Origin of the sequence: Saccharicrinis fermentans DSM 9555 = JCM 21142, from assembly GCF_000517085.1 — a bacterium.
Taxonomy (GTDB): Bacteria; Bacteroidota; Bacteroidia; order Bacteroidales; family Marinilabiliaceae; genus Saccharicrinis; species Saccharicrinis fermentans.
Map to the genome: position 1 here is coordinate 329,615 of NZ_KI912107.1, position 26,010 is coordinate 355,624.

Below are 26,010 nucleotides of genomic sequence, written 5' to 3' on the forward strand. Positions count from 1 at the left end.
CATCGTTGTAACAGCAATTTTTTTTCAGAGTTTAACCAATATGTTTGGATGCTAGTATTTTATTTCAAGTTTCCTCTATAAGTTCTTTTTTACCCCATTTTTCATGTGGAATATCTTTTTGACGTGAAGATCATGGTCGTAAGTGTAAAAGGTTCCATCGTAAGGTTGGCCATCGCGATAGCTTCCTTGTGCTATTACTTTTCCCCATTTGTTATAATATTTAACAGACCCGTTAAAATCTGCTTCATATAATACATTGCCCCCAGAAGTAAATTGTTTTTTGTATACGACGGTGTCGTTTCTGTAGCGGGTAATATTATCAATGATGTCATTGTCAAAGTCGTATAGGTCGCCATTTTTTACATGGTCTCTCTTTTCAAAAATAGCTATTACATGACCCTCTTTGCTAAAATAGGTCCATTTTTCAAGATTACTATTCGGACTTTCAATCTTTGCAAATATTTCACCGCTTGAATAATATGCAATTCCTTTTGTTTTTCTCCCATCTTCGTAGTAGTATTCCAGCTTTAAACTTCCATCATATTTTCTATATTTTAGCGTCTTAAATAAACGTCCGTTTCGGTAGAAGTTTTTACTGTCGATATTACCATTGTTTCTAAAACGGGCACTTGTCCCATTATAAACGCGGTTATTCTTATCGCTTGATCGTGCAATTTCGTTTCCTTGTTTGTCATAATATAGGCGCAATGAATCTATGATGACATGTTCTTTAAGTACCCCATTTTTATGATGTGTATATCCTTCTATAAACGTCCCATCTTTGTATATTTTTTTATCCAAGTAGTTGGTATATGAACCAAATTCACCATTCATTTTTTTCCCTTTTTTAAACCAGCCTTCACAATATAAATTACCCTGCTCATCGTAATATTTAAAAAGGCCATCTTTATCTCCTTCGGTATATTGACCAACTTCGCGAGGCAGACCATTGGTGTGGTATTCGATGTATTGACCATGTAAATAACCGTTTTTGTATTTCATATAACGGGACACATGGTCACAATAAACATGCATATTAACCGGAAATTCAAGTTTTAAACCCTCATAAGGATACTTACCTTTGTAGTGTAATGTACCCATTTGTTTACCTGATTGATCGAAGTAGGTGTCTGTTTTGTTATCACCTTCACCCTTAGTTATTTGTTTAATCAAACCATTTCTATAAAAATAGCATGTAGAATCCACTTTGCCCTCTGTTACATATTCTAAACTAAATATTTGCATGGGTCTGAACATTATATCGGCAAATATCCCGTTCTTTTTATGGCCATCTTGGTCAAATTCACCTTTACCAATATATTCACCTTTGATATTGAATATCTTCTGCTGGTAGTGATCATTCAGCAGTTCAACCATAATTTTTGCCTTGCCCTGCGCATTGATGTCTGTTATTTCATCTAATGTAGATATGCCATTTTTAATATGACTAAAAACACTGATATCTTTTTTTTGGGTATAGTAAATTCCATGGTAAGCTTTGTTGTCTTTATAGAGGCATTTTGCCAAAAGTTGTCCTGTGGAATCGTATTGGCATACATATCCTTCCATTAAACCATTTTTGTAATTGGCAGTTTCTTTCAGCTTTCCGGATTTGTAATACCACCTTACTTCACCCTCGAAAATATCTTCTTCTATGGAGGAGGATTGGGCTGACATCTCTAATTCGCCACTGATGAAATAGTTATTTATCAAAAAAAAGTCATTGTTTTTAACTGGTTTTGGTCTAAAATATTCAGCTCTTTCTTTTATTGTTTCGTACCAATAACTGTTATAATAAAGCGTGTCGATTTGTGCATTTATATAAATAGTTTTAGTGAATATAAATAAAATAGCACATAATGTTTTAGTCTTCATGTTGTTTGTGTGTTGTTTTTGAATATGTAATGATTATGGAGCCTGTAAAAAATATGATAAAACATCGTTGATAGATTGTATCAACAGGATAGGTCTCAAAAATAATATTTATATCACTTACTCGCAAATAGTTTTCATTTGGAGGTTTCTCTATCCATGGTTCCATCATTTAGTGTTCAACATCCAATGCTTTACTTTGAATTATTTTGCATTGTTATGGGGAGATGTAATGAATGTTAAATTGGAATATCTCATTATTGCAGTGTGCCTTTTGTATTGGTTAAACATGCACCGTTCATCCTGAAAAAACAACAGCTCAGTAATCTCTTTTTTTTCATCTGTGAGTTTGTTGGCAATTTTGAATTGTCATTAACATTAAAAGATTATGAAGACAGTTTTTCTTATTATATTATCCTTTATACTATCGGTTCAGCTTACTGCGCAAACGCGTGTTGTTGGAGAAGTAAGCGATATAGAGGGAGACCCATTGGTAGGTGTTAATATCTATTTTAAAGATACCTACGATGGGAATATTTCAGGTTTAAATGGTGGGTTTGATGTTTTTACCCAAGAAGAAGGTGAGGTGGTTTTGGTGGCTCGATTTGTTGGTTATCAACTATTTGAGCAGGTTTTGAAACCTGGGCGGTATACAATAGATATTGTTCTCAAAGAAAGTTTTCAAAGTATAGAAGGAGTAACGGTAACGGCAGGTAGTTTTGCTGCAGGGGATAAGTACAAAGGATCTGTCATGAAATCTCGGGATATTTATACAACTGCTGGTGCTTTGGGGGATGTGACAGGTGCTTTAAATACACTACCCGGAACCCAACATGCCAATGATGACGGACGCTTGTTGGTGAGAGGAGGAGAGGCTTATGAAACCAAAACACTTATTGATGGAGTTTTAGCAGGTAAGCCTTATTATTCTAAAGTACCTGATGTACCAACACGTGGACGTTTTTCGCCTTCTTTGTTTTCGGGTGTCATGTTTAATACGGGTGGATATTCTGCGGAATATGGACAGGCTTTGTCTTCGGTATTGGTACTGGAAAGTAATGATCTGATGACCGAAGATGTTTTGTCACTGTCGTTAATGAGTCTTGGGATGGAAGCTAATTATACCGATGCATGGGAGAATAATTCTATTTCTATAATTGGCAGTTATATTAATATGTTGCCCTACTATGGTATGGTCGATACTAAATTAGATTGGGAAAAGCCCACGGAGGCTACCAGTGGTAGTGTTATTTATCGGCATAAAACAAAAAAGAACGGAATGTTGAAAGCTTATTTTACGGCTGATGTGGGAGAAAGCCGTTTTAAGACCAATAGTGAGAGGGAGGATTTGAATTATATCACCGACTCGAAAAATCATAATTACTATGGAAATATAACCTATCGACAACCATTAAATGATAAGACGTCCATAAAGGCAGGCGTTTCGCTCACCTTTGATCATCCAAATATTATTTATGGCTGGCAACATATTGAAAACAAGGAGGCCAATATAGAAATGAGGATGATGGTGGTTCATGCCTTGGGTGATGATATAAAGTTGAGATATGGAGTTAGTCATACATTGAGTGATTTTGCACAAACTTATAGGGCACATCCCGATTCAATGGAATATAAACCCGGGTTTCGAGATTTTTTAACCGGGATATTTGCAGAAACACAGATTCAGTTATCTAAAAATGTGGCCTTATCTACAGGACTCAGGTATGAATACTCTTCTTTGTTAAAAAGAAGTAGTGTAGCGCCTCGACTGGGTATTGCTATGGCAACAGGTAAGCGGAGCCAGTTATCTGCTTCTTATGGTCATTTTTATCAGAATCCGCACCCTGATGCCTTAAAATTTTCATCCAATCTAACTTTTGAAAGTGCCCGTCACTATATATTAGCTTATCAGGCCGGCCGTGTGGATGAACGTTTCTTGAGGATAGAGTCCTATTACAAAAAATACAGCCACCTGGTAAAATATGAAGGGAATGAATATGCCGATCCTGATTATTATCGTAGCACAGGTTATGGCGAAGCCGCTGGTGTGGATGTGTTTTGGCGCGATAATACGTCCATCAAGAATCTGGAATACTGGTTGTCATATTCCTTGATGGATACGCATCGTAAATATAAAAATTTTGACTTTTATGCACGACCTTCTTTCGTGTCCAAACATAATGCTTCAGTAGTTGGGAAATATTGGTTTTCGGCTATTAGATGTTTGCTGGGAGGAACGTATTGGGTGGCCAGTGGAAGAAATTGGTATGAGGATAGCTCTCAAGGCACTGTGACACATCATGGAGCATGTACACATGGACTGGATATGAACCTGAGTTACCTCACTCAGGTGTTAGGCAACCAAACCATTGTTTATTTGTCTTTATCTAATGTGTTAGGGACAAATAATATTTATGGATATCAACAAAGTCCTATCTCCAGACCTGACGGATCTTCTGTTTACCTTCCCATAAGAAATGACATACAACAGTCTGCTTTTATAGGAATATTTATAACTTTAAAATAACCGCCGGTATAGTTCGGCATAAAATACCATTATCATGAAAATATTGACTGTTACAATTACTGTGTTTATGATCGTTTCTATATGTGGAGCAAATGCATCGGCAGAAACTTATGAAGAGATAATGCGAAATAATATAAAACAAATGTATAAGGTGCAGACAGCACGAGAGTTACAGGCTATCTCTGCATCTTTTTATCGAGTAGCTAATAAGGAGCAGGATAAATGGTTGCCCTTGTATTATGCCTCATATTCGTTAGTGCGTATAGCTTTTTTTGTGAAAGCGGATGAAGAAATAGCTCGGCACCTGGATGTGGCACAAAGCTATATGGACAGGTTATTGGAATTTAAGCCGAAGGAATCAGAAATATATGTTTTACAGGCTTTACTTTATTCTATGCGTATCACAGGTCCGGCTAGTGGCATGAAGTATTCTATATTGTCCAACTCTTCGTTGGATAGGGCTGAAGAACTGGACAACGAAAATCCTCGCTTGTATTACTGTAGGGCGAATAATATATATCATACGCCCACCATGTTTGGTGGGGGAAAGAAAAAAGCCAAACCCTTGTTTGAAAAAGCCAATGCACTCTTTAATCAACAAAGCCCCAAAGGAGATTTGTGGCCTTCATGGGGACAATGGCATACACAAGAAATGTTGAAACAATATGTAGTAGAATAGAAGATGATATTTTTTCGCTATTTTTCTGCAGGTTTTATATCTGAAGAAGGGTGATAGAAAGGAGTAGATGAATATAAACAAATATGACCTTTGAAAATTTAATTTAATCATATGAAACGAGCCATGAGAGTGATCTCTCACACAGGTGAATGATTATCACGGCGAGTTCCATATGACCATTAAGAAACAAATTATAAACATATGAAAAATAGTAGGTGGAGTTTTAAGCGCTTTTTAATAATAGGAGGTGTTTGTATTCTTATAGGAATATTATCAAGCTTACTATTAAGTGGGCATCTGCCTTCCAACTTTAGGAATTTCATACGTAATGTAGGTTATTCTTTGATGATTGGATATGGTCTTTTTGCCAATGGTTACGTTTTTTCCTTGGTAGATGAGCGATGGTTATCATGGATCAAGCGTCCTGTTACTAGTTTTTTGGTAGCCTTGGGGGTAACTACGATGTATTCGTCCATTGTGATATTTTTTACCAATTGGTTTTGGTTTGGTTTTTTAATGGACTTAAGCTGGGAACAGTTTTGGCCCTTTGGAAAAGGAATATTGATTGTTGAGTATGTGGTTCTGTATTTTATCACTCAGTTTTTTTATGCCAGGGCTTTCTTTTTTGAATGGAAAAAATCCTTGGTGGCTAAGGAAGAGCTTAAACAGGAGGCGATATCGTTGCAATATAAAGTATTGCGGAACCAGGTAAATCCACATTTTTTATTTAATAGCTTGAATGTATTAAGCTCATTGATTCGTATAGATGCTGTAAGAGCAGGGGTGTTTGTGGATAAGTTGTCGGGATTTTATAGAGACTTGCTGGGATTTAGAGGAAGAGATATTATTTCAGTTGAAGAAGAAATGCATTTCGTAAAAAAATATCTAGATCTGCAGATGGAACGGTTTGGGTCTAATATGGTTGTAGAGACGCACTTTGATCAATCGAAAGCTTATCGGCTGATTCCAATGACTTTACAGATGTTGGTTGAAAATGCCATTAAGCATAATCAAGTTAGTCAAAAGAATAAATTAGTGATTAAGATATACCCGGAGGATGATTATTTAGTGGTAGAAAATAACTATCAACCTTATCTGAATCCTATAGATGGTGAAAAAGTGGGTTTGAAAAATTTAAGTGAGCGATATCACTATTTAACAGATAAACCTTTTGTGGTGGATAAAACGGATAGATATTTTAGGGTGAAAGTACCCTTGTTGAAAATGGAAAATAAGCTTGAGGGAATACTGTGATGGTGTTGATGGATTTTCTAATTCTTATGTCTGATGACTAAATAGTTAACTTATTATGCAAGTATTGATTGTAGAAGATGAGCCCTTGGCTGCTACACATCTTACATTATTAATCAAAGAATGTGATCAAGATGTTGAAGTGCTAGATGTGTTGGATAGTGTTGATGGTGCAGAGGCGTGGTTAAAGTCGAATTCACATCCACCATTGATCTTTATGGATGTGCACTTGGGTGATGGTATTTGTTTCGAAATATTTAAACGGGTCCCCATTTCTTCATTTATCATTTTTACCACAGCCTATGATCAATATGCATTGCAGGCTTTTAAGGTAAATAGTGTTGATTATTTGTTGAAACCGCTGACCCGGGAAAATGTGAGTGATGCTTTGATGAAGTATCAGAAATTCTCTAAAAAGAAAGATGACCTAGTCTTGAAGCCGGATATTTCAAAACTATTGGATACCATTCAAAATATACCATCCCAATATAAAGAACGTTTTGTTGTAAAAGTAGGTGCGCATATTCGTCCTGTTTACACCAAGGAAATTGCTTGCTTCTATAGTCATGAAAAGGCCAGTTATCTATTGACTCAAACAGGAAGAAATTACCTGATAGATTTTGCTTTGGATAAATTGCAAGACATGTTGGATCCAAAAAAGTTTTTCAGAATCAGTAGAAAATACATTGTCAGCCTGAGTGCCATTGAGGATGTTATTGTGCAGGGACCATCGCGTCTTAAAATTAAAATAGTAGCCGGTACCAATGAAGGTGTTATGGTGTCGCGCGAAAGAATAAAAGAGTTCAAGTGTTGGTTAGAAGGGTAAACGTGTGAAGCGTTACAGCATTGATCCTTTGACATAGTGGCTAAAAACCTTATTTTTATTAAGTATAAATTACAGCTTTTGTCAAAAAATGTAATGTGGAGATTGCAATTTAATGTTTGCGAATATTACATTTGTCGTGTAAATAATTACAAAAGGACAAGGTGCAGTCATTTTTTGAAACACATAAATATCTGATTGAGAACTTACAAGTTCCTTTGCGGCGTAAGTTAATGGACGAGATTGATTGGAGTCATCGTCTAATTGGGATTAAAGGGACCAGGGGAGTAGGTAAAACCGATTTTCTGTTGGATTTTGCCAAGCGTACTTATGGGACTGATAAGGCTTGTTTGTATGTGAATTTGAACAATCTATATTTTACCGAAAATACCATTATTTCCTTTGCCGATCAGTTTCGAAAAACAGGTGGTAAAACATTGGTGTTAGATCAAGTCTATAAATATCCGGGTTGGTCGAAAGAATTGAAATACTGCTATGATAATTTTACCGACCTACAAATCGTATTCTCCGGTTCAACCGTAATGAGGTTACGTGAAGAGAACCCCCATCTTAAAGAAATCGTTCATTCTTATAAACTAGAAGGTTTTTCTTTTCGTGAGTTTTTGGAACTTAAAACCGGCATTGACTTTGAGTCCTATAGTTTTTCTGAAATTTTAGAGAGGCATGAAGAAATAGCTGGCGATATTGTAACCAAAATACGGCCATTGGCATATTTTGATGATTATTTGAAGCATGGTTACTATCCGTTTTTTTTGGATGATACGCATTACGCAGAGAATTTGATGAAGAGTCTTAATTTCATATTGGAAATTGATATTAGTTTTCTCCGTCAGATTGAGTTGAAGTATTTACCTCGGTTGAGGAAGTTGCTAAATAGAGTTGGAGGAGAGGCGCCTTTTCAACCCAATGTAAGTAAGCTAAGTGCTCATATCAATACTTCCAGAGCCACGGTCATGAATTACCTTTATTATCTTCGCCAGGCTCGTTTGGTGAAATTATTGTACGATGGTCCCGAAGATATGCAAAAGAAGCCTTCTTTGATTTATTTGCATAATCCTAACCTGGTGTATGTGATACGTAGAGAGGAACCAGCTAAAGATGTTTTGCATAAAACATTTTTTTATAACCAGGTGGGATGTAATCATGAATTAACTTATTCAAAAATAGCGGATTTTAAGGTGGATGACAAGGATCATTTTGTGATCTGTGGAAATGGGGACTGTCCTAAATATAAACCAGGCGTTTTGCAAGCGCGTGATATGATAGAAATAGGAAGTCCAGGGAATATTCCCTTATGGCTTTTTGGATTTTTGTATTAAAATTTAAATGCAATTAGGAAATTGTTGTATTTTTATTACCTGATATTCAGTAAATTAGAGTAGTTCTAAATAATAGTAGTTAAAACTTAAATATTAAACAAATGGCTAAAGAAAAGAAGTTTATTACCTGCGATGGTAATTATGCCGCTTCACACATCGCTTATATGTTTAGCGAAGTAGCTGCAATCTATCCCATTACGCCTTCATCTACTATGGCAGAGTACATCGACGAGTGGGCTGCTGGTGGAAGAAAAAACATTTTTGGAGAGACAGTAAAAGTGGAAGAGATGCAATCCGAGGCTGGTGCTGCAGGAGCAGTACACGGTTCGTTACAAGCAGGTGCATTAACTTCAACGTTTACCGCTTCACAGGGATTACTTTTGATGATCCCAAATATGTACAAAATTTCAGGTGAGTTATTGCCTGCAGTATTTCACGTAAGTGCGCGTTCACTGGCCGCGCAAGCATTATCTATTTTTGGTGACCACAGTGATGTGATGGCCGCACGTCAAACCGGATTTGCTATGTTAGCAACAGGTAGCGTGCAAGAAGTAATGGACTTGGCTGGTATTGCTCACTTAGCTTCGATTGAGTCAAGAATTCCATTTATGCATTTCTTTGATGGTTTCCGTACTTCTCATGAGATTCAGAAGATTGAAAGCATCGATATGGAAGATCTTAAAGGTCTTATTGATCAGGAAAAACTTCAAGCCTTCCGTGATAATGCTTTAAATCCAGAACATCCTGTTACCAGAGGTACTGCTCAAAACCCAGATATCTACTTCCAAACACGTGAAGCATCTAATAAATATTACGATGCAATACCTGATATGGTAGCCAGGTATATGGATGAGATTACGAAGATAACAGGTCGTAAATATGCTCCATTTACCTACTACGGAGCAGAGGATGCCGAAGACGTAGTGATTGCTATGGGGTCGATCACAGATACCATTAAAGAAGCCATTGACTATTTGAATGCTCAAGGCAAAAAGGTGGGACTGATTTCCGTACACCTTTATCGTCCTTTCTCTGCTGAATATTTTATGAAGGCTGTACCTGCTACTGTGAAAAACTTATGTGTTCTGGACAGAACAAAAGAACCAGGAGCTAATGGTGATCCTTTGTATTTAGATATTGTGGAAGTTTTTAACGGAAAAGCAAATGCACCAAGAATCATCGGTGGACGTTATGGACTTTCATCTAAAGATACTACCCCAACACAAATTATATCGGTATACGAGAACTTAGCTGCTGCTGAACCTAAAAATCAATTTACTTTAGGTATTGTGGATGATGTTACTTTCAAGTCATTACCTATGAAAGAAGAAATTTCTTTTGCTCAGGAAGGAACTTTTGAAGGTAAATTTTATGGTTTAGGTTCTGATGGTACGGTAGGTGCCAATAAAAATTCTATCAAAATTATTGGTGATAACACAGATAAATATGCACAAGCTTACTTTGCATATGACTCTAAAAAATCAGGAGGTATTACTATTTCTCACCTTCGTTTTGGTGATACTCCAATTCGTTCCCCTTATTTGGTAAATACACCGGACTTTGTTGCATGTCACGTTCCTGCATATCTTCAGCAGTATGATGTGCTTAAAGGACTTAAAAAGGGAGGTACTTTCCTTCTGAATTCTATCTGGGATGCCGAAGAAACAAAAAATCGTTTGCCAGAGAATGTTAAGAAATACCTGGCTGCCAACGAAATAAAATTCTATATCATTAATGCTACCAAAATAGCCGAGGAAATAGGATTAGGAAGCCGTACTAATACCATTATGCAGTCTGCTTTCTTTAAAATTGCAGAGGTGATTCCTTACGATTTTGCAGTGGAGAAAATGAAAGAAGCAATTGTGAAGTCTTTTGGTAAAAAAGGTGAAGACATTGTTAATATGAACTACAAAGCAGTTGAGTGTGGTGGTGCTGTTACTGAGGTTGCTGTTCCTGCAGAGTGGGCTAAGCTTGAGGGTAAAGCTGTAGAGCACTCCAATGATGTGCCTGCTTTTATTAAGGATATTGTTTTTCCTATTAATGCGCAAAAAGGTGATGATCTTCCTGTGTCTGCATTTAATGGATATGAAGATGGTACTTTCCCTGCTGGTACAACGGCATACGAGAAACGTGGTGTTGCTGTAAATATTCCTGAGTGGCAAGTAGACAACTGTATTCAGTGTAACCAATGTTCTTACGTTTGTCCTCATGCTGCTATTCGTCCTTTCTTATTAGATTCTGATGAGTTGGCGGGCGCTCCTGAGGGTACTGTGGCTAAAAAAGCCAATGGTAAAGGTTTTGATGGCTTACAATATAAAATACAAATTTCTGCACTAGACTGTACTGGTTGTGGAAACTGTGCAGATGTTTGTCCTGCTAAAACCAAAGCGCTTGTGATGAAGCCATTGGATACACAGCGTGTTGAAGCAGAACGTTGGGATTATATGGTGAAAAACGTATCTATAAAGGATACAATTATGCCTAAACAACAAAACGTGAAAGCTTCTCAGTTTGCTCAACCTTTGTTTGAGTTCTCTGGTGCTTGTGCTGGTTGTGGTGAAACTCCTTATATCAAATTGATTACTCAGTTGTATGGCGATCGTATGATGGTAGCTAATGCTACAGGTTGTTCTTCAATTTATGGTGGTTCGGCTCCTGCTACTCCATATTGTAAAAATTCAGAAGGTAAAGGGCCGGCTTGGGCTAACTCTTTATTTGAAGATAATGCTGAATATGGACTTGGTATGGCTACCGGAGTGAATAAATTACGCGATCGTATTGAACGTTTGATGAACGAAAATATGGATGCCGTTAATGCTGACACGAAAGTAGCTTTTGAGGCTTGGTTAGCTAATAAAGAGAATGGAGATACAACAACTTCCGTTTCTAAAGCTGTGGTGGCTGCCTTAGAGGTAGAGTCGGCTCCAGTGGCTAAAGAAATACTTGCATTGAAAGATTACCTGGTGAAAAAATCAGTGTGGATCTTCGGTGGTGACGGATGGGCTTATGATATCGGTTACGGTGGTGTGGATCATGTTTTGGCCTCTGGTCAGGATGTGAACATTTTAGTGATGGATACCGAGGTTTATTCAAATACAGGTGGACAAGCTTCTAAATCTACTCCTGTGGGTGCAGTGGCTAAGTTTGCAGCTTCAGGTAAGAAAATACGTAAAAAAGATCTTGGTTTAATGGCAACTACTTATGGTTATGTTTATGTAGCTCAAGTGGCCATGGGGTCAAACCAAGCACAGTATTTTAAAGCACTTAAAGAGGCAGAGGCCTATCCTGGACCTTCTTTAATTATCGCATATTCACCATGTATTAACCATGGTCTGCGTGCAGGTATGGGTGCTTCGCAAGCTGAGAGTAAAAAAGCTGTTGAATGTGGATACTGGCATCTATATCGTTACAACCCACAATTGGAAGAAGAAGGAAAGAATCCATTCCAGTTAGACTCTAAAGAACCACAATGGGATTTATTCCAGCAGTTCTTGAAAGGAGAGGTTAGATATACTGCTTTGCTTAAAGCATTCCCTGCTGAGGCTGCTGAACTATTCAATGCCGCAGAACAAAATGCGAAATGGCGTTATAGTACTTATAAGCGTTTTTCTGAACTGAACTACGAAGTTGTTAAGTAATTATTTACTGACATCATTATATGTATGTAGGGTGTTCCGTTAGGGACACCCTTTTTTTGTATGTCGGGCATGGAATGAAAGTGCTGGCTCTATTTTTACCAGAAGGGATATGTAGTTGGTGCGTTGTTATAGTTGCCGGGTAAGTTTTGGGTCATTGCCAAAAGTTTATTATACAGGGGTTACTCAAACAGACAACCAACGATCATTGGTTTAATGGGATAGTAGTTTAATTTTGAAGGAGACCAGTGGGGAATCATTGCGATAGATGGTTAAATAATCGTATTTTTTCTTTTTTGTAGGTATCTGAAGTATAATTTGATCTTCGTCTATATGAACTTCTAAGAAAGCTGGTTTTCGATCTTCTTCATAAGCATAACTAAATGATGATTCAAAGCTATTCATTGGATTTTGCAGTTTGAATTGTATCTGCAATGTGTCGCCGTAGGAGGGTGTTAATAGTCCTACCGAGGGACTTTTTAGAATAATATCGGAGTTTAAATAGATGGGATGGAACAATGGTAGTATGGCAAATTCCTCTTTGCTACGATCGCATAATAACCACTTTTTGTTTTTTGGATAGTGATGGAGGAAAAAATAAGCAGGGCTTGTCATGAAAAAAGCTTCATTGTAGTGAGGGATGAATTTTTTACTTTTCTCACTTACCATACCTGCACCCCAAGTTACATCTACCAAATGCCATCGTTTATTAATCTTAACTACATTCCAAATATGATTGCTTCGTCCTGCTTTGCGCCCTATATATTTTAATGTTTGTTTAGAACTGCCTTCCACTACCTCGCATTCAAGTCCGGCATTATTACATAGTTTTTTAAACAGCAGGGCATAACCTTTGGCAAGGGCTTTTTTACGTTTGAAGGCTTCCTCGGCCAATCCCATGTTTATCTTTTGTATCTTCTGTTTTTTTTTCATCCTGTGTTTTATACCTGAAATTATAGGTGAATTTCTTCTTTTTAGCAAAATGTTCCTTGGAATCAAATGCTATGTTTTTAGCTATCCAGTAATATATTGCAGCAGTCATATCTTCTTGGTTAGAAAAACGATGGTGAATGTGCGCTGCCAAGTTACCTATGCTGGGTAGTTTATCGGGTAGAGAATCCATACTCAGCTTTACTTCTGTCCGAATTTGAGCTGTGGTGTAAATGCCAGATTGTGTAGTCAAAAATATGACTAATATGAAATATCTCCACATAAATGACATTCTTGTATGAACTAAATCGATTGGTATATGAATAAAAAAATAATTTATTTTTTTCGAATTAATTGTCTGTGCTAATATAATAATTCTTTTTAATGGTATTGCTTTGTTTATTTGTTAGGGAATGTAAAACAGAAAAATGCATTAGTAAATATATAACTCATTTAAATGGCTATCAATCAAGTGTTCGCCAACTTGTTTTATTTACCATAACGATGCTATGCCTTATTAATTGAGTTCAAAATGATAGGTAATGGTTCCTTTTTGATAGGCAGCTGCATTGGTATCTGAATTAAATTTTGCTTTTTTAGCAGCAGTTATGGCCGATTTTACTAAAGTGGAGTTCTGAATTGTTGAGCCCTTGAGCTGATATTCAGCACTGATTACCTTACCATACTTGTCAACGGTCACCAATATCACTATGATTCCGGATTCATTGGCATTGTACGAAGGGTATGGAAGAGAACCGATCAGAGAACGACCATCCAGAGAGAATCCAGTGCCAGAATCTCCTAGTCCACTACCTGAGCGGTTCTTGCTGTTGGGGTCGCCAGTCACATAACCTTGATTACCTGAGCCACCGGCATCTCCCTCTGAAGTGCTGTTGCTATTGGATTTTCCAAAGGCGTTACCTACGGTATTTCTGGTTTGATCAGCGATTCTTTTTTCTTCTTCTTTCCTCTTTCTTTCAGCTTCCAGTTTGCGTTGTTGTTCCAGTTCTGCTTGTCTTTTTGCCTCTGCTTCGGCCTTAGCTATTCGCTCAGCCTCGGCCTGTTTTTTTCTTTCTTCCTCCAGTTGTTTAATGCGAGCTTCTTCCTCTTGTTGCTTTTTAAGTTTTTCTTCTTTCTCTTTTTTTAATTGTTCAGCACTCTTTATCTCAGGAGCTTCGTCAAAGTCTTGTGTTTTTATTGATTCTTCCGCTTTGGGAGTGGATGACTCCCTGGGGGTTGGTGGAGGGGGAGTAGTCTGTGGTTCTGTGGGGCTAGGACTTGGACTGGATTTGGGGGGCTCAACGGCACCAAGGCCTGTCTCAACATTGCCTAAATTCACTAATATGCCCTCTTCTTCCTGAGGAAGCGTGGTTAATCCAAAGAAAATTAACAACAAAAGAATCAATACATGAAAAATTACGGATCCAATTACACCTTGACTGTTATATTTTTTTTCCATTGTTTTAAACTTTGATAAACCTTGTGTTATCTTGCTTGTGTGGCCAGAATAAGTTTGTATTTGTTTCGGATGGCTATGTCCCTGATTTTACCAACCACAGAAAAAGGCACTGTTTCATCCACATGTAGCGCTATGTATGTTTCTGGTTCGGCAGCCATAATTTCTTTCAATCGACGTTCTATTTTCCAAAAAGAAATCTCTTCTCCTGCAATAAAGTACTTCAAATCTTTTGTCACCGATATGGTAGTATTGGGCTTGGCCGATACTTGATGGTCGCTCTTGGGCAGAACCAGGTCCTTATTGGCCGGTGGAGTAACCATGGTAGAGGTGATCATAAAGAATATCAAGAGCAAAAACACAATGTCGGTCATACTCGACATGCTAAAGCCGGAATCTACTTTACTTCTTCTTTTTAAAGCCATTTTTTAGTTGTTTATTCGTTATTGGCCTACCTAATATCCAATACTACTTTTATTTGATGCGATTCAGCAATGTCTAACACTTTGGCCACCTCTCCGGTAGGCGCATTTTTATCGGTTCTCAATTTAATGAATGTTTTATCACTGGAATTAAATGTTTTCAGCAGTGCATCTTCCAAGGTCGCTTCCGACACTCTTTTGTTGTTCACATAAAAATTACCAGCAGACGAAACGCGGGCATTGATAAACTTTTCAATCACCACTTTTTTAGTTGCCTGTTTCGGTATTAATAATTTGATGGCATTGGGATGCACCATGGTGGATGTTATCATAAAAAATATCAGTAACAAAAACACGATGTCCGTCATACTTGACATGCTGAAACTGGCACTTATTTTGGTTCTTCTTTTTAAAGCCATATCTTTTGGATTAAAAGAAATTTAGGTAAGAGATAAGTAAAGATAGTTTCATATGGTTAATTTTACCTTTCAAAGGCCATATGGAACTCTCCAACATTAATTATCCTCCTGTGTGTGAAACCATTTTCATGGCTTGTTTCATATGAATACTTAAAATCTTTGGTCTGTTATGCCGCTGGTTCGTTTAATAGATCCATAAACTCCATGGTTCTGGCTTCGAGTTTAAAGACTACTTTTTCCACTCTGGCTACCAGGAAGTTATATGCAAAGTATGCAATAATACCCACTACCAGTCCGGTTACTGTTGTTACCATTGCAGTATATATACCTGATGAGAGCAGACTAACATCAATATTATTACCTGCGTTGGCCATATCAAAAAATGCTTTTATCATTCCTATAACGGTTCCCAGAAAGCCAATCATGGGGGCGCCACCGGCTACGGTTGCCAGGGTAGGTAATCCTTTTTCTAAGCGACTTATTTCTAAGTTTCCAACATTTTCAATGGCTGTGTTTACATCTTGGAGCGGACGTCCGATTCTGCTAATTCCTTTTTCGATCATGCGGCTAACTGGATTATCCACTTGTTGACAAAGGGAGTAAGCGGAGTCAATTTTTCCTTCATGGATATATTCTTTCATTTTATTCATGAAGCTTAAATCTTCCGAAGCTGCTTTTTTGATGGCAAAATATCTTTCAAAGAAGATATAAACAGCCACAAAAGAAAGAAGAACCAGTGGAATCATAATCCATCCACCTTTAATAGCCATGTCAATATAATTCATTTGGTTTTCAGCAACAGCTTCTGCCAGTTCAGCAGTTTGTTCCGTTGCATTTTGTATCAATAATATAGGATTCATGAATATATGGTATTTTTTATTTTGCGTAAAAATATAAATAGTTTATGAATGTAAAACGAATATCTTCATATAAAAGTATTTTTTGTCTGGTGCTCTTTCTCACATCAAAAAAAGTACCAAAAAATGGCTTCCCTGAATGAACGGAGAAGCCATTTTATTATTTTCTTTTACAAAGAGAATTAACCATCATTCATAGAAATCAAGAACTCTTCGTTATTTCTGGTTTTTCTTAACCTATCCTGAAGGAAATTCATTGCCTCGATAGGCGTCATATCCGATAGATAATTACGTAAAATCCACAGACGGTTCATATTTTCTTTTTCAATCAGCAAGTCTTCGCGACGTGTGCTGGATAATGTTACGTCCACAGCTGGATAAATACGTTTGTTAGATAATTTTCTATCCAGTTGGAGCTCCATGTTACCGGTACCTTTAAATTCTTCAAAGATTACTTCGTCCATTTTTGAGCCTGTTTCTGTTAAGGCGGTTGCCAAAATAGTTAAAGAACCTCCACCTTCAATGTTACGTGCTGCTCCAAAGAAACGTTTGGGTTTATGAAGAGCATTGGCATCCACACCGCCTGAAAGAACTTTACCAGAAGCTGGAGATACCGTATTGTATGCACGTGCTAGACGGGTGATAGAATCTAATAGTACAACCACGTCATGTCCACATTCAACCATTCTTTTGGCTTTTTCCAATACTATATTGGCTACTTTAACGTGACGCTCTGCGGGTTCGTCAAATGTAGACGAAATAACCTCTGCGTTTACACTACGTGCCATGTCTGTTACCTCTTCAGGACGTTCGTCCACCAAAAGGATGATCATGAAAACTTCAGGGTGGTTAGCCGCAATTGCGTTGGCAACCTCTTTTAATAATACAGTTTTACCCGTTTTAGGCTGGGCTACAATTAAACCACGTTGTCCTTTACCAATAGGAGCAAACATATCTACAATACGTGTAGATAAGCTTTCCTTACCATTTCCTGTTAACTTGAATTTCTCGTCAGGGAAGATGGGGGTCAGGTGATCAAAAGGAACACGGTCACGAACGATCTGTGGAGACCTACCGTTGATTTGTTCTACTTTGATCAGTGGGAAATATTTTTCACCTTCTTTGGGAGGACGAATGGTTCCTAGAACTGTATCCCCGGTTTTCAACCCAAATAATTTAATTTGTGATTGAGACACATAAATATCGTCGGGAGAGTTAAGGTAATTGTAGTCAGATGATCTTAAAAATCCATACCCATCTTGCATGATTTCCAATACACCGGATGCTGAGATAATACCATCAAAATCGAATGATTTATCTTGTTTATCCTGACGACGGTAACCGTTGTTGTCTTTTCCACCTCTTTGATCGCGGTTGTCATGAGGACGACGACGACCTCCATCTTCATTGTTTTGGCGATGTTGGCGACGGTTTTCAGGACTGTCCTTGGTCTTTTCTCGTGCTTCCTCATGTTTTTGAGCTTGGGCAGGAGCCTTCTGCTCTTTCTTAACTTCTTCAACTACTTTTTCTGCTGGTTTTTTATCCTGCGGCTTTTTATCCTGCGGTTTTTTATCCGCCTTGACCATTTTTTTCTCCGAAGGAGCTTCAGGTGTTTCAACAGCCTTTCGTTCCTTTGTTTCTGGTTTTGGTTTAGTTTCTGCCTCTACCTTAGTAGTAGTTGTTGCTTTTTGAACCTTTGGAGTACGTGCTCTCTTTACAGGTTTTTTTTCTGAAGGTTTTTCGCTTTGTTTCTTTTCTGAGGCTGCAATAGCCTGCTCATCAAGAATCTTATAGATTAAGTCTTGCTTTTTAAAAGAATCCACGCGTTTAATTTTTAGCCCCTTGGCAATTTCCTTCAATTCAGTAAGGAGCTTTTTATTCAATTCAAGAATATCGTACATAATTTTTACCAATAAATTCTCTTGGGGGAATTATTTAAATGAAATGAACTACTGTTCAACGTTGTTATATTGTTTTTACTTGATTTTTTGTATTCTGAAAGGCCAACTGATTCTATTTTTAAAGAATGATGCCTAGAAGATTTGATGCAAACTTAATCAATATGAACTAAATCGCAAAATTATTTTGATAATTTTCCTTTATCTGAATATTTTACACATTCATGTAAAGCTTGTAATTTTTATTCAATATGTAAAACTATAACTTACTTTTTTTGTTATATTTACCGTAAACATATTATACACAATACACCCTAAGCTATCTACTTATGCGACAACTTAAGATAACGAAACAGGTTACAAACAGAGAGACTCCTTCATTGGATAAGTACCTTCATGAGATAGGTAAGGTTAAATTAATAAGTGCTGAAGAAGAAGTCAAGCTGGCCAAAAAAATTAAACAGGGCGATCAATCTGCATTGGAGAAACTCATTAATTCAAACCTGCGATTTGTAGTTTCTGTTTCTAAACAATATCAAAACCAAGGTTTAAGTTTGCCGGATTTAATTAACGAGGGTAACCTGGGGTTGATAAAAGCAGCTCAGCGCTTTGATGAGACCCGTGGGTTTAAGTTTATTTCGTATGCCGTTTGGTGGATTCGTCAATCTATTCTGCAGGCATTGGCAGAGCAGGCTCGGATTGTTAGATTACCCTTGAATAAAATTGGTTCGATGAATAAGGTGAACAACACCTTTTCGAGGCTGGAGCAGGAGTATCAGCGAGAACCCACCTCTGAGGAGATCGCACAGGTGCTCAATCTGGCACCTAAAGAGGTGAAAGAGTCATTGAAGGCTATGAGCAAGCATATATCGATGGATGCACCCTTACGTAAGGATGAGGACAATAATATGTATGATACCTTGCTGTCTACAGATTCTGTGAGTCCGGATAATCAACTCTTATCAGATTCTTTACGGAGAGAGATAGATCGTTCGCTTTCAACTTTATCGGCTCGGGAGGCGGATATTATCAGGTTGTATTATGGACTGAATGGGGAGCCTCCATATTCGTTGGAGGAGATTGGAAATTTGTTTAATCTTACCCGAGAAAGAGTGCGACAAATAAAAGAAAAGGCCATAAAGCGATTGAAGCACACGTACCGGAGTAAAATACTGAGATCTTATTTGGGATAATCTTGTGCTTTTTTTCTTTCATTATTCCTTACTACTTTTGTGACGGGAAAAGAATAATGATATGATTGTACCGCGTTGATCGTTTTTTTACTTGGTATGCATATTGTTTCCATGAGACAGACGTTTGGTTCAATAGAAAATAAATTAAAATGAAGCACTTAATAGCCCCATCTTTATTGGCTGCCGATTTCAGCAAGATGGAATCGCAAATAGAAATTATTAATAGAAGTGAGGCAGATTGGCTTCATTTGGATATTATGGACGGTGTGTTTGTTCCTAATATATCCTTTGGTTTACCTGTGATTAAATCTTTACGTCCGCATATTGATAAACCTTTTGATGTGCATTTAATGATTGTGGATCCGGATAGGTATATTCGTGACTTTAAACTAGCAGGTGCTGATTTGTTGAATGTTCACTACGAGGCTTGTACGCATTTGTATCGTACCATTGATGCCATTAAAAAAGAAGGTATGCAAGTGGGAGTAACACTTAATCCCCATACGCCAGTTTTTCTATTGGAAGAAATTATCACAGAGGTCGATTTGGTGTTGTTGATGTCTGTTAATCCCGGGTTTGGTGGTCAAAAGTTTATTGAGAATACCTTTAAAAAACTGACGGATCTAAAAAGGCTTATTGAGAAAAAAGGAAGTAGAGCCCTTATTGAGGTTGATGGTGGGGTTACCGTGGCCAATGCCCAGCGCTTAATCAATGCTGGAGCTGATGTTTTGGTGGCTGGAAGTGCTGTTTTTAATGCGCCTGACCCCATTCAAGCGGTGAAGGAATTAAAGCATTTTTTACCGGAGCCGCCTTTGTCTGACCTAAGGTAATAGGGTTTCGGTCATAGAGAATAGGCATGCTTCTGCATCTATATTATACAAAAGAGCAAGATGATTGTCTATGACCGAAACCTATGAAATTAAAAAATCTTTTTATAACAGCGTTTACGCTTATGTTGGATATGTTCAAATGATTTCCACATTTGAATAGCCACATGGTTATCTTCCAGCATACCTGTCGTTTCTACAAATTTAATTCCGTCAGCATTGGCGGTTTCCCACAGATCATTCATCAATAAAGAAACGCCTCCCATCTTTTGCAATTCAGGTTTTACTCCTGTTAACATCAAATCCATTTCTTTGGGCTTGGCCAAGGCTTGTTTTATATACCACCATCCCAAGGGCCATAATTTCCCTTCTGCTTTCTGCAGTGCTTTAGACAAGGAAGGTAGTGCCACAAGGAATCCGGCCAATTGTTCATCTTTGTCGAGCATTACCTTTACGTAACGGGGGTTTACTGCCGGAAAAAATTTATCGATATAAAATTTAACCAATCTATCAGGCAATTTGAATGTCCCGAATAAACCGACAAAAGCCTCATTAAAAACCTTAAATATCATTTCTCGATAGGGTTCTAGTTCGCTGCTTTTCTTAAAGTTTAAGTGTTTTTAAACCATAGCGTTTCTTTATCATGGCAGCTACTTTAAAAGCTTTTTCGGGTAGTGCATCTGGAAAGGTGATTCTAAATTCCAGCCAATCACGTTCTTTGGTGTATCCGAGCTTTTCAATATGCTCCTTATAGTAGTCGAAATGATAATCGCTGGCCATGCAAGGTATTCTGTCGTGGCCTTCGATCAGCACGCCTGAATGATCTAGGTTGGAAAAACCCAAAGGTCCCATTACTCCTTCCATACCTTGAGATTTCAACCATTCTTCGGCTGTTTGGGTCAACTGCTTAACTACCTCATGGTCGTTGATAAATTCAATACGTGTAATTCGCCCAATTTTTCTTTGTATTTTCTCAATCCAAAGGTCATTAACAATTGCACCAATACGACCAACCACATTACCATTGCTATATGCCAACCAAAATTTGGCCTTACAAAAGTCATATGCAGGATTCTTCTCGGGCGTGATGGAACTTAGTTCGTCAGCCTTCATGGGAGGAACCCAGTATTTATTATTCTTATATAGTTGGTACGGGAAAGCAACAAACTTCTTTCTTTGACCTTGGTTTACGACTTCTTCAATTTTAATACTCATACCTAGCACTTGAATTTGTGCACGAAAATAACTAAAAAATACAATGTTTTGTACATTCCAACCATATGATATGTACTAATTTGAAAAATGATGGATTTTATGCGAAGTAACTGTTTGTTTAAGAGTGGGTTTGGTAGCAGTGTTGCTGTTGAGGTTATTGCTTTGATACAGGAGTGTGATTACTCTTCTTTTACCGTGTTTTGTTGATTCTTTCTTTGGTTTTCCTTTTCCTTTCGTCGGGGTCTAAACCAGTTCCAGTATTTGCGGATAAGTTCACCAACGGTATCGAATTCTTCTTGGTAGGATAGGCCTACTCCCTGGGTGGTAGGGGAGTTGTCAAAACTAAAATCATCATTGCTATGTGTATAGGCCTTTGCACGTAGACTGCCTGATTTGTTTAGTTTTACATCTAAATCAAAATCACCTACTATATTGCTTGAGTTGGGATTGATGGTACTTAGCTTGTCGTATTTTCCATATTCAACATTTCCGTTCAGGGTAACCCGGTCATTAAAAATCTGGGTTGATAGTGCTACTTCTATCTGCTCACTAGATATTTCATCTTCAGGACGGTAACTAATGCCCACGTCTACGTCATCGATCATTTGCGAAACCAGATTGCTCAGTTGACCGGATAATAGTTCGTAGGTGTATGTGTTAGCCGGACTGGCGCTATTGACTACACTTCCGCTGTAATTGGAAGTATTGTAACTTGGGGTATAGAATTTATTGAGAACCAATAGCGAAAGGACTTGTCTATTGAGTTCTTCGTTTGTACTAATGGCTTCTTGTATGATATTTTGTGTGCTTTGTTCCAGTGTTGGTGCACTTATGTTGAAATTAATTTTTGGCTGAGATAGACGCTCGCTCAATATAAGTTCGCAGTTAATGGGCACCCTGGTTGAAACATCGTTTTCTTCGCTATAAGCACTGGAAACGCTGGTGAGAGGTTGAAGTGAGGTTTTTAACTTGTAGGTGGCGGTTATATCTATAATAGCATTGTATGGGTCACCTTCCCAAATAACCGATCCTCCTTTGTTTATATCGAACCTTTTGTTTACAATGTTTTCTAAAGAGAATAGATAATCTCCCTTTTCAGCCTTGTATTCTCCTAAGAAACTTACTTCTCCTTCTTTGTTGATCTGTATTTGCAGGTTTCCTTTGCCCCAGCTTTTTAGTATGTTTCCCACTGAGGGGTCAAAGATTACCTGAACTTGCGCATCCGGAGTAACTTCAATGCCCATATTTAAGGCGAAGTTAGACAAGTCAACTTTGTATTCCTCATCTTTTTCTTCTTGAGTAGAAATCACCAAATCGGTTTTATTGGGCGTGATGAAGCGAATAAAATTATTGTCCAGTGATTCCTCATCGTCGGAAATAGGTATGTATAGCTTTGTGTTTTTTTGCGTTTTTGCGTTTAAGTCAAGTGTTAAATCATAGGTGGAACCAGTGATGGCCATATCTCCAGTGGCATAAACAGTACCATAATACAAGGGGTTGTCATTACTCTTGGTGTTGAGTAATAGCATATTGTTTGCATGTACATATAAATCAAAATCCATATCACGGAAGTTGCGGTGATCGATGGTACCGTTAAATTTTCCTTTTTTGCCTTTGGGGTCTGTAACGGTCATGTTTTTAAAGTGAATTCTTTCTGGTGTAAATAATACCGAGTCTTCCAGGTTAAAGGAACACTTAAGTAAATCAACATTGAATTTAGCCTTATTTACTTGAACACCACCTTCCAATCCTAATCCAAAGTCTGTTTTTAATAACTTTATATTTCCCGATGCGGTACCTTTAAGGTCCTGAATAACCTTGCTTATGTACAGATCCAGAAAGCTGATGGGAAGACTGTCCAAAGCGAAGTTAAAGCTGAAATCTTTGGAAGAAGGTTTGAAATAACCCATTCCGTTAAGTGATGTTAGACGATCTTTTTTTATTTGGGTACTTACTATCACTGCTTTTTGCATGTTGTTCCAATTGGATTCCACTGTAAGATGGCCAATGTCTTCTTGGTTTATTCGAAAACCATTGAGTGATAAACTACTGGTTATGATCGGTTGTGTAAAATTATTCTTTAAGCGTATCCAGCCATTTAATGTTCCTTCCAGATTAATTTTTTCAATGTTGAATATGGAGCTTAGGTTATTTAGATCCATATTTTGGATGAAAGTTACCAGTGTACCCTCTTTGTCTTTATGAACAGAGCCATTGATATTAATTTCTTGATTGAGATGGTGAACCCGAAAGGTATTTACTCTTAAACTGTTGGGGCTAATGTTTATTTGGGATTCTTGTATTTGCCATACCGAATCTTTTACAGTAATGGTTGAAGGAAGTAATTCAATGAGTGTGAATAGCTGTCCTTCTTTGCTTTTGTTTATTCGTGTTTGGGTATGGATATTTCCTTTGCTCGCTTTTTCTGCTTTATCGTCCCAGTTTATTTGAAGTTGAATAGAATCATTATTAATATATTGAGCAGTACTCAGGTTGTGCAGCGGCAGTAGGTTTTCGATGCCAAATAATTCGCTGGATAGTTGCGAGTTTAGCTTGTTGTTGGCCGTTTCTAAATGAAAAGATAAATTTTGGCCTATGATGGAGTTGTATTTAATTTCACCAAAATCAGCGGTCATATGGAGTTGATTGCTCTCTCCATCCACGTTGGCGACGATTTGGCTGCCATCTGAAATCTTTACCTTTTGTGTGAGGGCTTGTAATAGAGACGAAAATTCTTTGGTCTTTAGAAAGAAATTAAATTGATCAGAATATTTAATCGCCTCCGGAACCGCAAATGCCGAGGGTAAATACTGTGCTAAAATTTGATGGAGTACATCCGGAATGGAGCTAATATTATAGCGACCGGAAAGCTCGGCGTCAAATAGCTCTGAAAAGACGGATATTCTTTTGGATAACTGATCTTGTTTTGAAACAATGATCAATGAATCAATCACATGTTCCATATTGTCCACAAAAATTTTTCCACTGTGGAGTAATATGTCGCCGGAGAGGGTGTTGATATTTTGCCCGCTTAATTTGGAGTCAAGCTTGAAATCTATTTTGCTGTTGAATAGATTTGGGGCAATGTTTAATTTGTCTAACCTCACATTGCTTAAGGTAGCTCCAAAATTAAATTGGGGTATTTTACCGCTGAAATCAACCTTGCCATTAAACAAAAGTTGTGCGTTGGGATCATTGAGTTTTATTTTTCCGTCGAACTTACGATTGGATATGAGTCCATTGAGTTCTATTTTTTCGTATTTATACCCTTTGATATCTATGGAGTCAATGGTGCCTTTAATAAATGAATTAAATTTGTTTTTTCCGGCCCTGTATCCTTGCAAAGACACGTCCATTGTGACCTTGTTCAGGTTGTTTTCTGAGTTTAAGATTTTGCCAATATTAAAACTCTCGGTATTAATAAAACCAGAATAAACCAGTTTGTCGTCATCGGTTATTTTTAATCCAATATCTGTGTTGATAGTGCCTAAAGAGGTATTGAATTTTCCGTAGGCAACCAGGTTATCGGTAAAGCCGGAAAATTTTCCACTGTATTGGATTTCACCCATTTGTTTAAAGGATTCGGGTAGTTTGATGCTTTGAGGGTTGGCGCTGAGTGAAAATAACTTGGAGATATCATCCACATTGGTTGTTAACTTTTTTACATTTAAAAACAGGTAAGCCTCTTTGGTATTGGGTAAACCAGTAATGTCGAAATTGGTTTCTAACTGTGTATGATTGCCGGCTTTTATGGTAATGTTTTGTCCTTTTAAGTCAGCAAGGGTGCCATTTAAATTACCTTTGAGATTAATTTTTTCTCGTAGTTTTGGAAAGTTTGGGAAGAAAATTTCAAGATCCCTGTAGTCTGCCGAGAAAGAGTTGACTTCTAGTTCTATGGGTGATTTTGCAAACAGGTCTTGTGTTTGATACGTGGTGTCAAATGTAATGCTGAATTTTTTTAGATTTATGAAGGACTGTTTGGCGATTAGAACAAAATTAGAAAGATGTAAACCAGAGGGTTTTATGTCAAAGGTGCCATTGGCTTCTTTGATAACGAGTCCGGACTGTTCATGTGCCGAGAAATTCTTGATGCGAAATGAAAAATGATCCTCTTCCATCTTTATCTTATCCACATATAAGTCCAAAGACGATACCTTTACGTGGTTTGTATTGAATTTAGACTTGGGTGTGGGAGCGTTTTGCCGTACAAAGGAAATAGCGCTGTTTTTTAGTTGGATGCCTTTTATGGCGTATTTCCAGTTGCTTTGCTTGCCCTGTCTGCTGCGAAGTGAGTCTAAAATAAATGAATAATTGTTACTGATAGAATCAGTGGTGATGCTTGTGTTAAGTTGATGGATGGAGATAGCTCCTAAGTAAACCCGCTTGTTAGCGAATACAATACTATCAATTGGAGCAACCAGTTGATCCAGGTATAGTAATGAGTCTTGTTGACTGTCTTTGATCAATACTTCATTTAAAACAAGTTTTTTTATGGGGTAAAAACGAACATTGCCGATGGATACCTCGGCTCCCAGATCATTAGATAGCCTTGTGGTCAGTATATTACCTATGGAGTTTTGGACGCTGGGAATCAGTACCACGAAATATAATAATATCGGGGACATTATCAGCGCAAGTAGGCAATAGAATAATATTTTAAAGGATT

General features: G+C 37.6%; 19 protein-coding genes. 8 read left to right on the forward strand and 11 right to left on the reverse strand.

What is annotated here, in order from left to right:
- Nucleotides 1–75 precede the first annotated feature (75 nt).
- Complete coding sequence (locus CYTFE_RS0101555; protein ID WP_027470371.1) at nt 76–1,875, reverse strand: toxin-antitoxin system YwqK family antitoxin; 1,800 nt, start codon at nt 1,873–1,875, stop codon at nt 76–78.
- Nucleotides 1,876–2,260: 385 nt separating this feature from the next.
- Between CYTFE_RS0101555 and CYTFE_RS0101565 the strand changes: the two genes are divergently transcribed.
- The 6 genes from CYTFE_RS0101565 to nifJ all read left to right on the forward strand — a co-directional run bounded on the left by CYTFE_RS0101565 (nt 2,261) and on the right by nifJ (nt 12,130).
- The gene (locus tag CYTFE_RS0101565; RefSeq protein WP_027470373.1) at nt 2,261–4,399 is read left to right on the forward strand and encodes a TonB-dependent receptor; all 2,139 of its coding nucleotides are present in this window, start codon (nt 2,261–2,263) and stop codon (nt 4,397–4,399) included.
- 34 nt (nt 4,400–4,433) lie between these two features.
- The gene (locus CYTFE_RS0101570) at nt 4,434–5,078 is read left to right on the forward strand and encodes a hypothetical protein (RefSeq protein WP_027470374.1); all 645 of its coding nucleotides are present in this window, start codon (nt 4,434–4,436) and stop codon (nt 5,076–5,078) included.
- Nucleotides 5,079–5,279: 201 nt separating this feature from the next.
- Nucleotides 5,280–6,332: a sensor histidine kinase gene (locus tag CYTFE_RS0101575; protein WP_027470375.1), complete on the forward strand. Its 1,053-nt coding sequence runs from the start codon at nt 5,280–5,282 to the stop codon at nt 6,330–6,332.
- Between the two features lie 55 nt (nt 6,333–6,387).
- Complete coding sequence (locus CYTFE_RS0101580; RefSeq protein ID WP_027470376.1) at nt 6,388–7,155, forward strand: LytR/AlgR family response regulator transcription factor; 768 nt, start codon at nt 6,388–6,390, stop codon at nt 7,153–7,155.
- Nucleotides 7,156–7,316: 161 nt separating this feature from the next.
- A complete protein-coding gene (locus tag CYTFE_RS0101585; RefSeq protein WP_027470377.1) occupies nt 7,317–8,492 on the forward strand; it encodes an AAA family ATPase in 1,176 nt (391 codons plus the stop codon).
- 101 nt (nt 8,493–8,593) lie between these two features.
- On the forward strand, nt 8,594–12,130 hold the full coding sequence (nifJ, locus tag CYTFE_RS0101590) for a pyruvate:ferredoxin (flavodoxin) oxidoreductase (protein WP_027470378.1): 3,537 nt from the start codon (nt 8,594–8,596) through the stop codon (nt 12,128–12,130).
- 210 nt (nt 12,131–12,340) lie between these two features.
- On the opposite strand, the gene CYTFE_RS0101595 is transcribed toward nifJ, so the two are convergent.
- The 7 genes from CYTFE_RS0101595 to rho all read right to left on the reverse strand — a co-directional run bounded on the left by CYTFE_RS0101595 (nt 12,341) and on the right by rho (nt 18,112).
- On the reverse strand, nt 12,341–13,060 hold the full coding sequence (locus tag CYTFE_RS0101595; protein ID WP_027470379.1) for a transglutaminase domain-containing protein: 720 nt from the start codon (nt 13,058–13,060) through the stop codon (nt 12,341–12,343).
- Complete coding sequence (locus CYTFE_RS0101600; RefSeq protein ID WP_044262478.1) at nt 12,996–13,340, reverse strand: hypothetical protein; 345 nt, start codon at nt 13,338–13,340, stop codon at nt 12,996–12,998. Before CYTFE_RS0101600 ends, CYTFE_RS0101595 begins: the two co-directional genes overlap by 65 nt.
- A gap of 234 nt (nt 13,341–13,574) precedes the next feature.
- On the reverse strand, nt 13,575–14,516 hold the full coding sequence (locus tag CYTFE_RS0101605) for a TonB family protein (RefSeq protein ID WP_027470381.1): 942 nt from the start codon (nt 14,514–14,516) through the stop codon (nt 13,575–13,577).
- 26 nt (nt 14,517–14,542) lie between these two features.
- On the reverse strand, nt 14,543–14,938 hold the full coding sequence (locus CYTFE_RS0101610) for an ExbD/TolR family protein (RefSeq protein ID WP_027470382.1): 396 nt from the start codon (nt 14,936–14,938) through the stop codon (nt 14,543–14,545).
- A gap of 26 nt (nt 14,939–14,964) precedes the next feature.
- Nucleotides 14,965–15,354 (reverse strand): ExbD/TolR family protein, encoded by a 390-nt coding sequence (locus CYTFE_RS0101615; RefSeq protein WP_027470383.1) that lies wholly within the window; start codon nt 15,352–15,354, stop codon nt 14,965–14,967.
- A gap of 167 nt (nt 15,355–15,521) precedes the next feature.
- Entirely contained in the window at nt 15,522–16,214 is a 693-nt protein-coding gene (locus tag CYTFE_RS0101620; protein ID WP_027470384.1) for a MotA/TolQ/ExbB proton channel family protein, read from the reverse strand.
- Between the two features lie 179 nt (nt 16,215–16,393).
- Complete coding sequence (gene rho / locus CYTFE_RS0101625) at nt 16,394–18,112, reverse strand: transcription termination factor Rho (protein ID WP_027470385.1); 1,719 nt, start codon at nt 18,110–18,112, stop codon at nt 16,394–16,396.
- Between the two features lie 326 nt (nt 18,113–18,438).
- Between rho and CYTFE_RS0101630 the strand changes: the two genes are divergently transcribed.
- Both CYTFE_RS0101630 and rpe read left to right on the forward strand, forming a co-directional pair.
- Nucleotides 18,439–19,302, forward strand: a complete 864-nt coding sequence (locus CYTFE_RS0101630; RefSeq protein ID WP_027470386.1) for a sigma-70 family RNA polymerase sigma factor — start codon at nt 18,439–18,441, stop codon at nt 19,300–19,302.
- A 149-nt stretch (nt 19,303–19,451) separates the two neighbouring features.
- Nucleotides 19,452–20,132, forward strand: coding sequence for a ribulose-phosphate 3-epimerase (gene rpe, locus CYTFE_RS24480; protein WP_044213518.1), 681 nt, complete (start codon nt 19,452–19,454; stop codon nt 20,130–20,132).
- Nucleotides 20,133–20,221: 89 nt separating this feature from the next.
- Here the strand turns inward: rpe and CYTFE_RS28215 are convergent, their stop codons facing one another.
- From CYTFE_RS28215 to CYTFE_RS0101645, 3 genes are all read right to left on the reverse strand, one after another.
- Nucleotides 20,222–20,701, reverse strand: a complete 480-nt coding sequence (locus CYTFE_RS28215) for a GNAT family N-acetyltransferase (protein ID WP_052342920.1) — start codon at nt 20,699–20,701, stop codon at nt 20,222–20,224.
- Nucleotides 20,702–20,732: 31 nt separating this feature from the next.
- Nucleotides 20,733–21,344 (reverse strand): hypothetical protein, encoded by a 612-nt coding sequence (locus CYTFE_RS28220; protein WP_052342921.1) that lies wholly within the window; start codon nt 21,342–21,344, stop codon nt 20,733–20,735.
- A 179-nt stretch (nt 21,345–21,523) separates the two neighbouring features.
- On the reverse strand, nt 21,524–25,969 hold the full coding sequence (locus tag CYTFE_RS0101645) for a translocation/assembly module TamB domain-containing protein (RefSeq protein WP_027470387.1): 4,446 nt from the start codon (nt 25,967–25,969) through the stop codon (nt 21,524–21,526).
- Between the last annotated feature and the right edge of the window lie 41 nt (nt 25,970–26,010).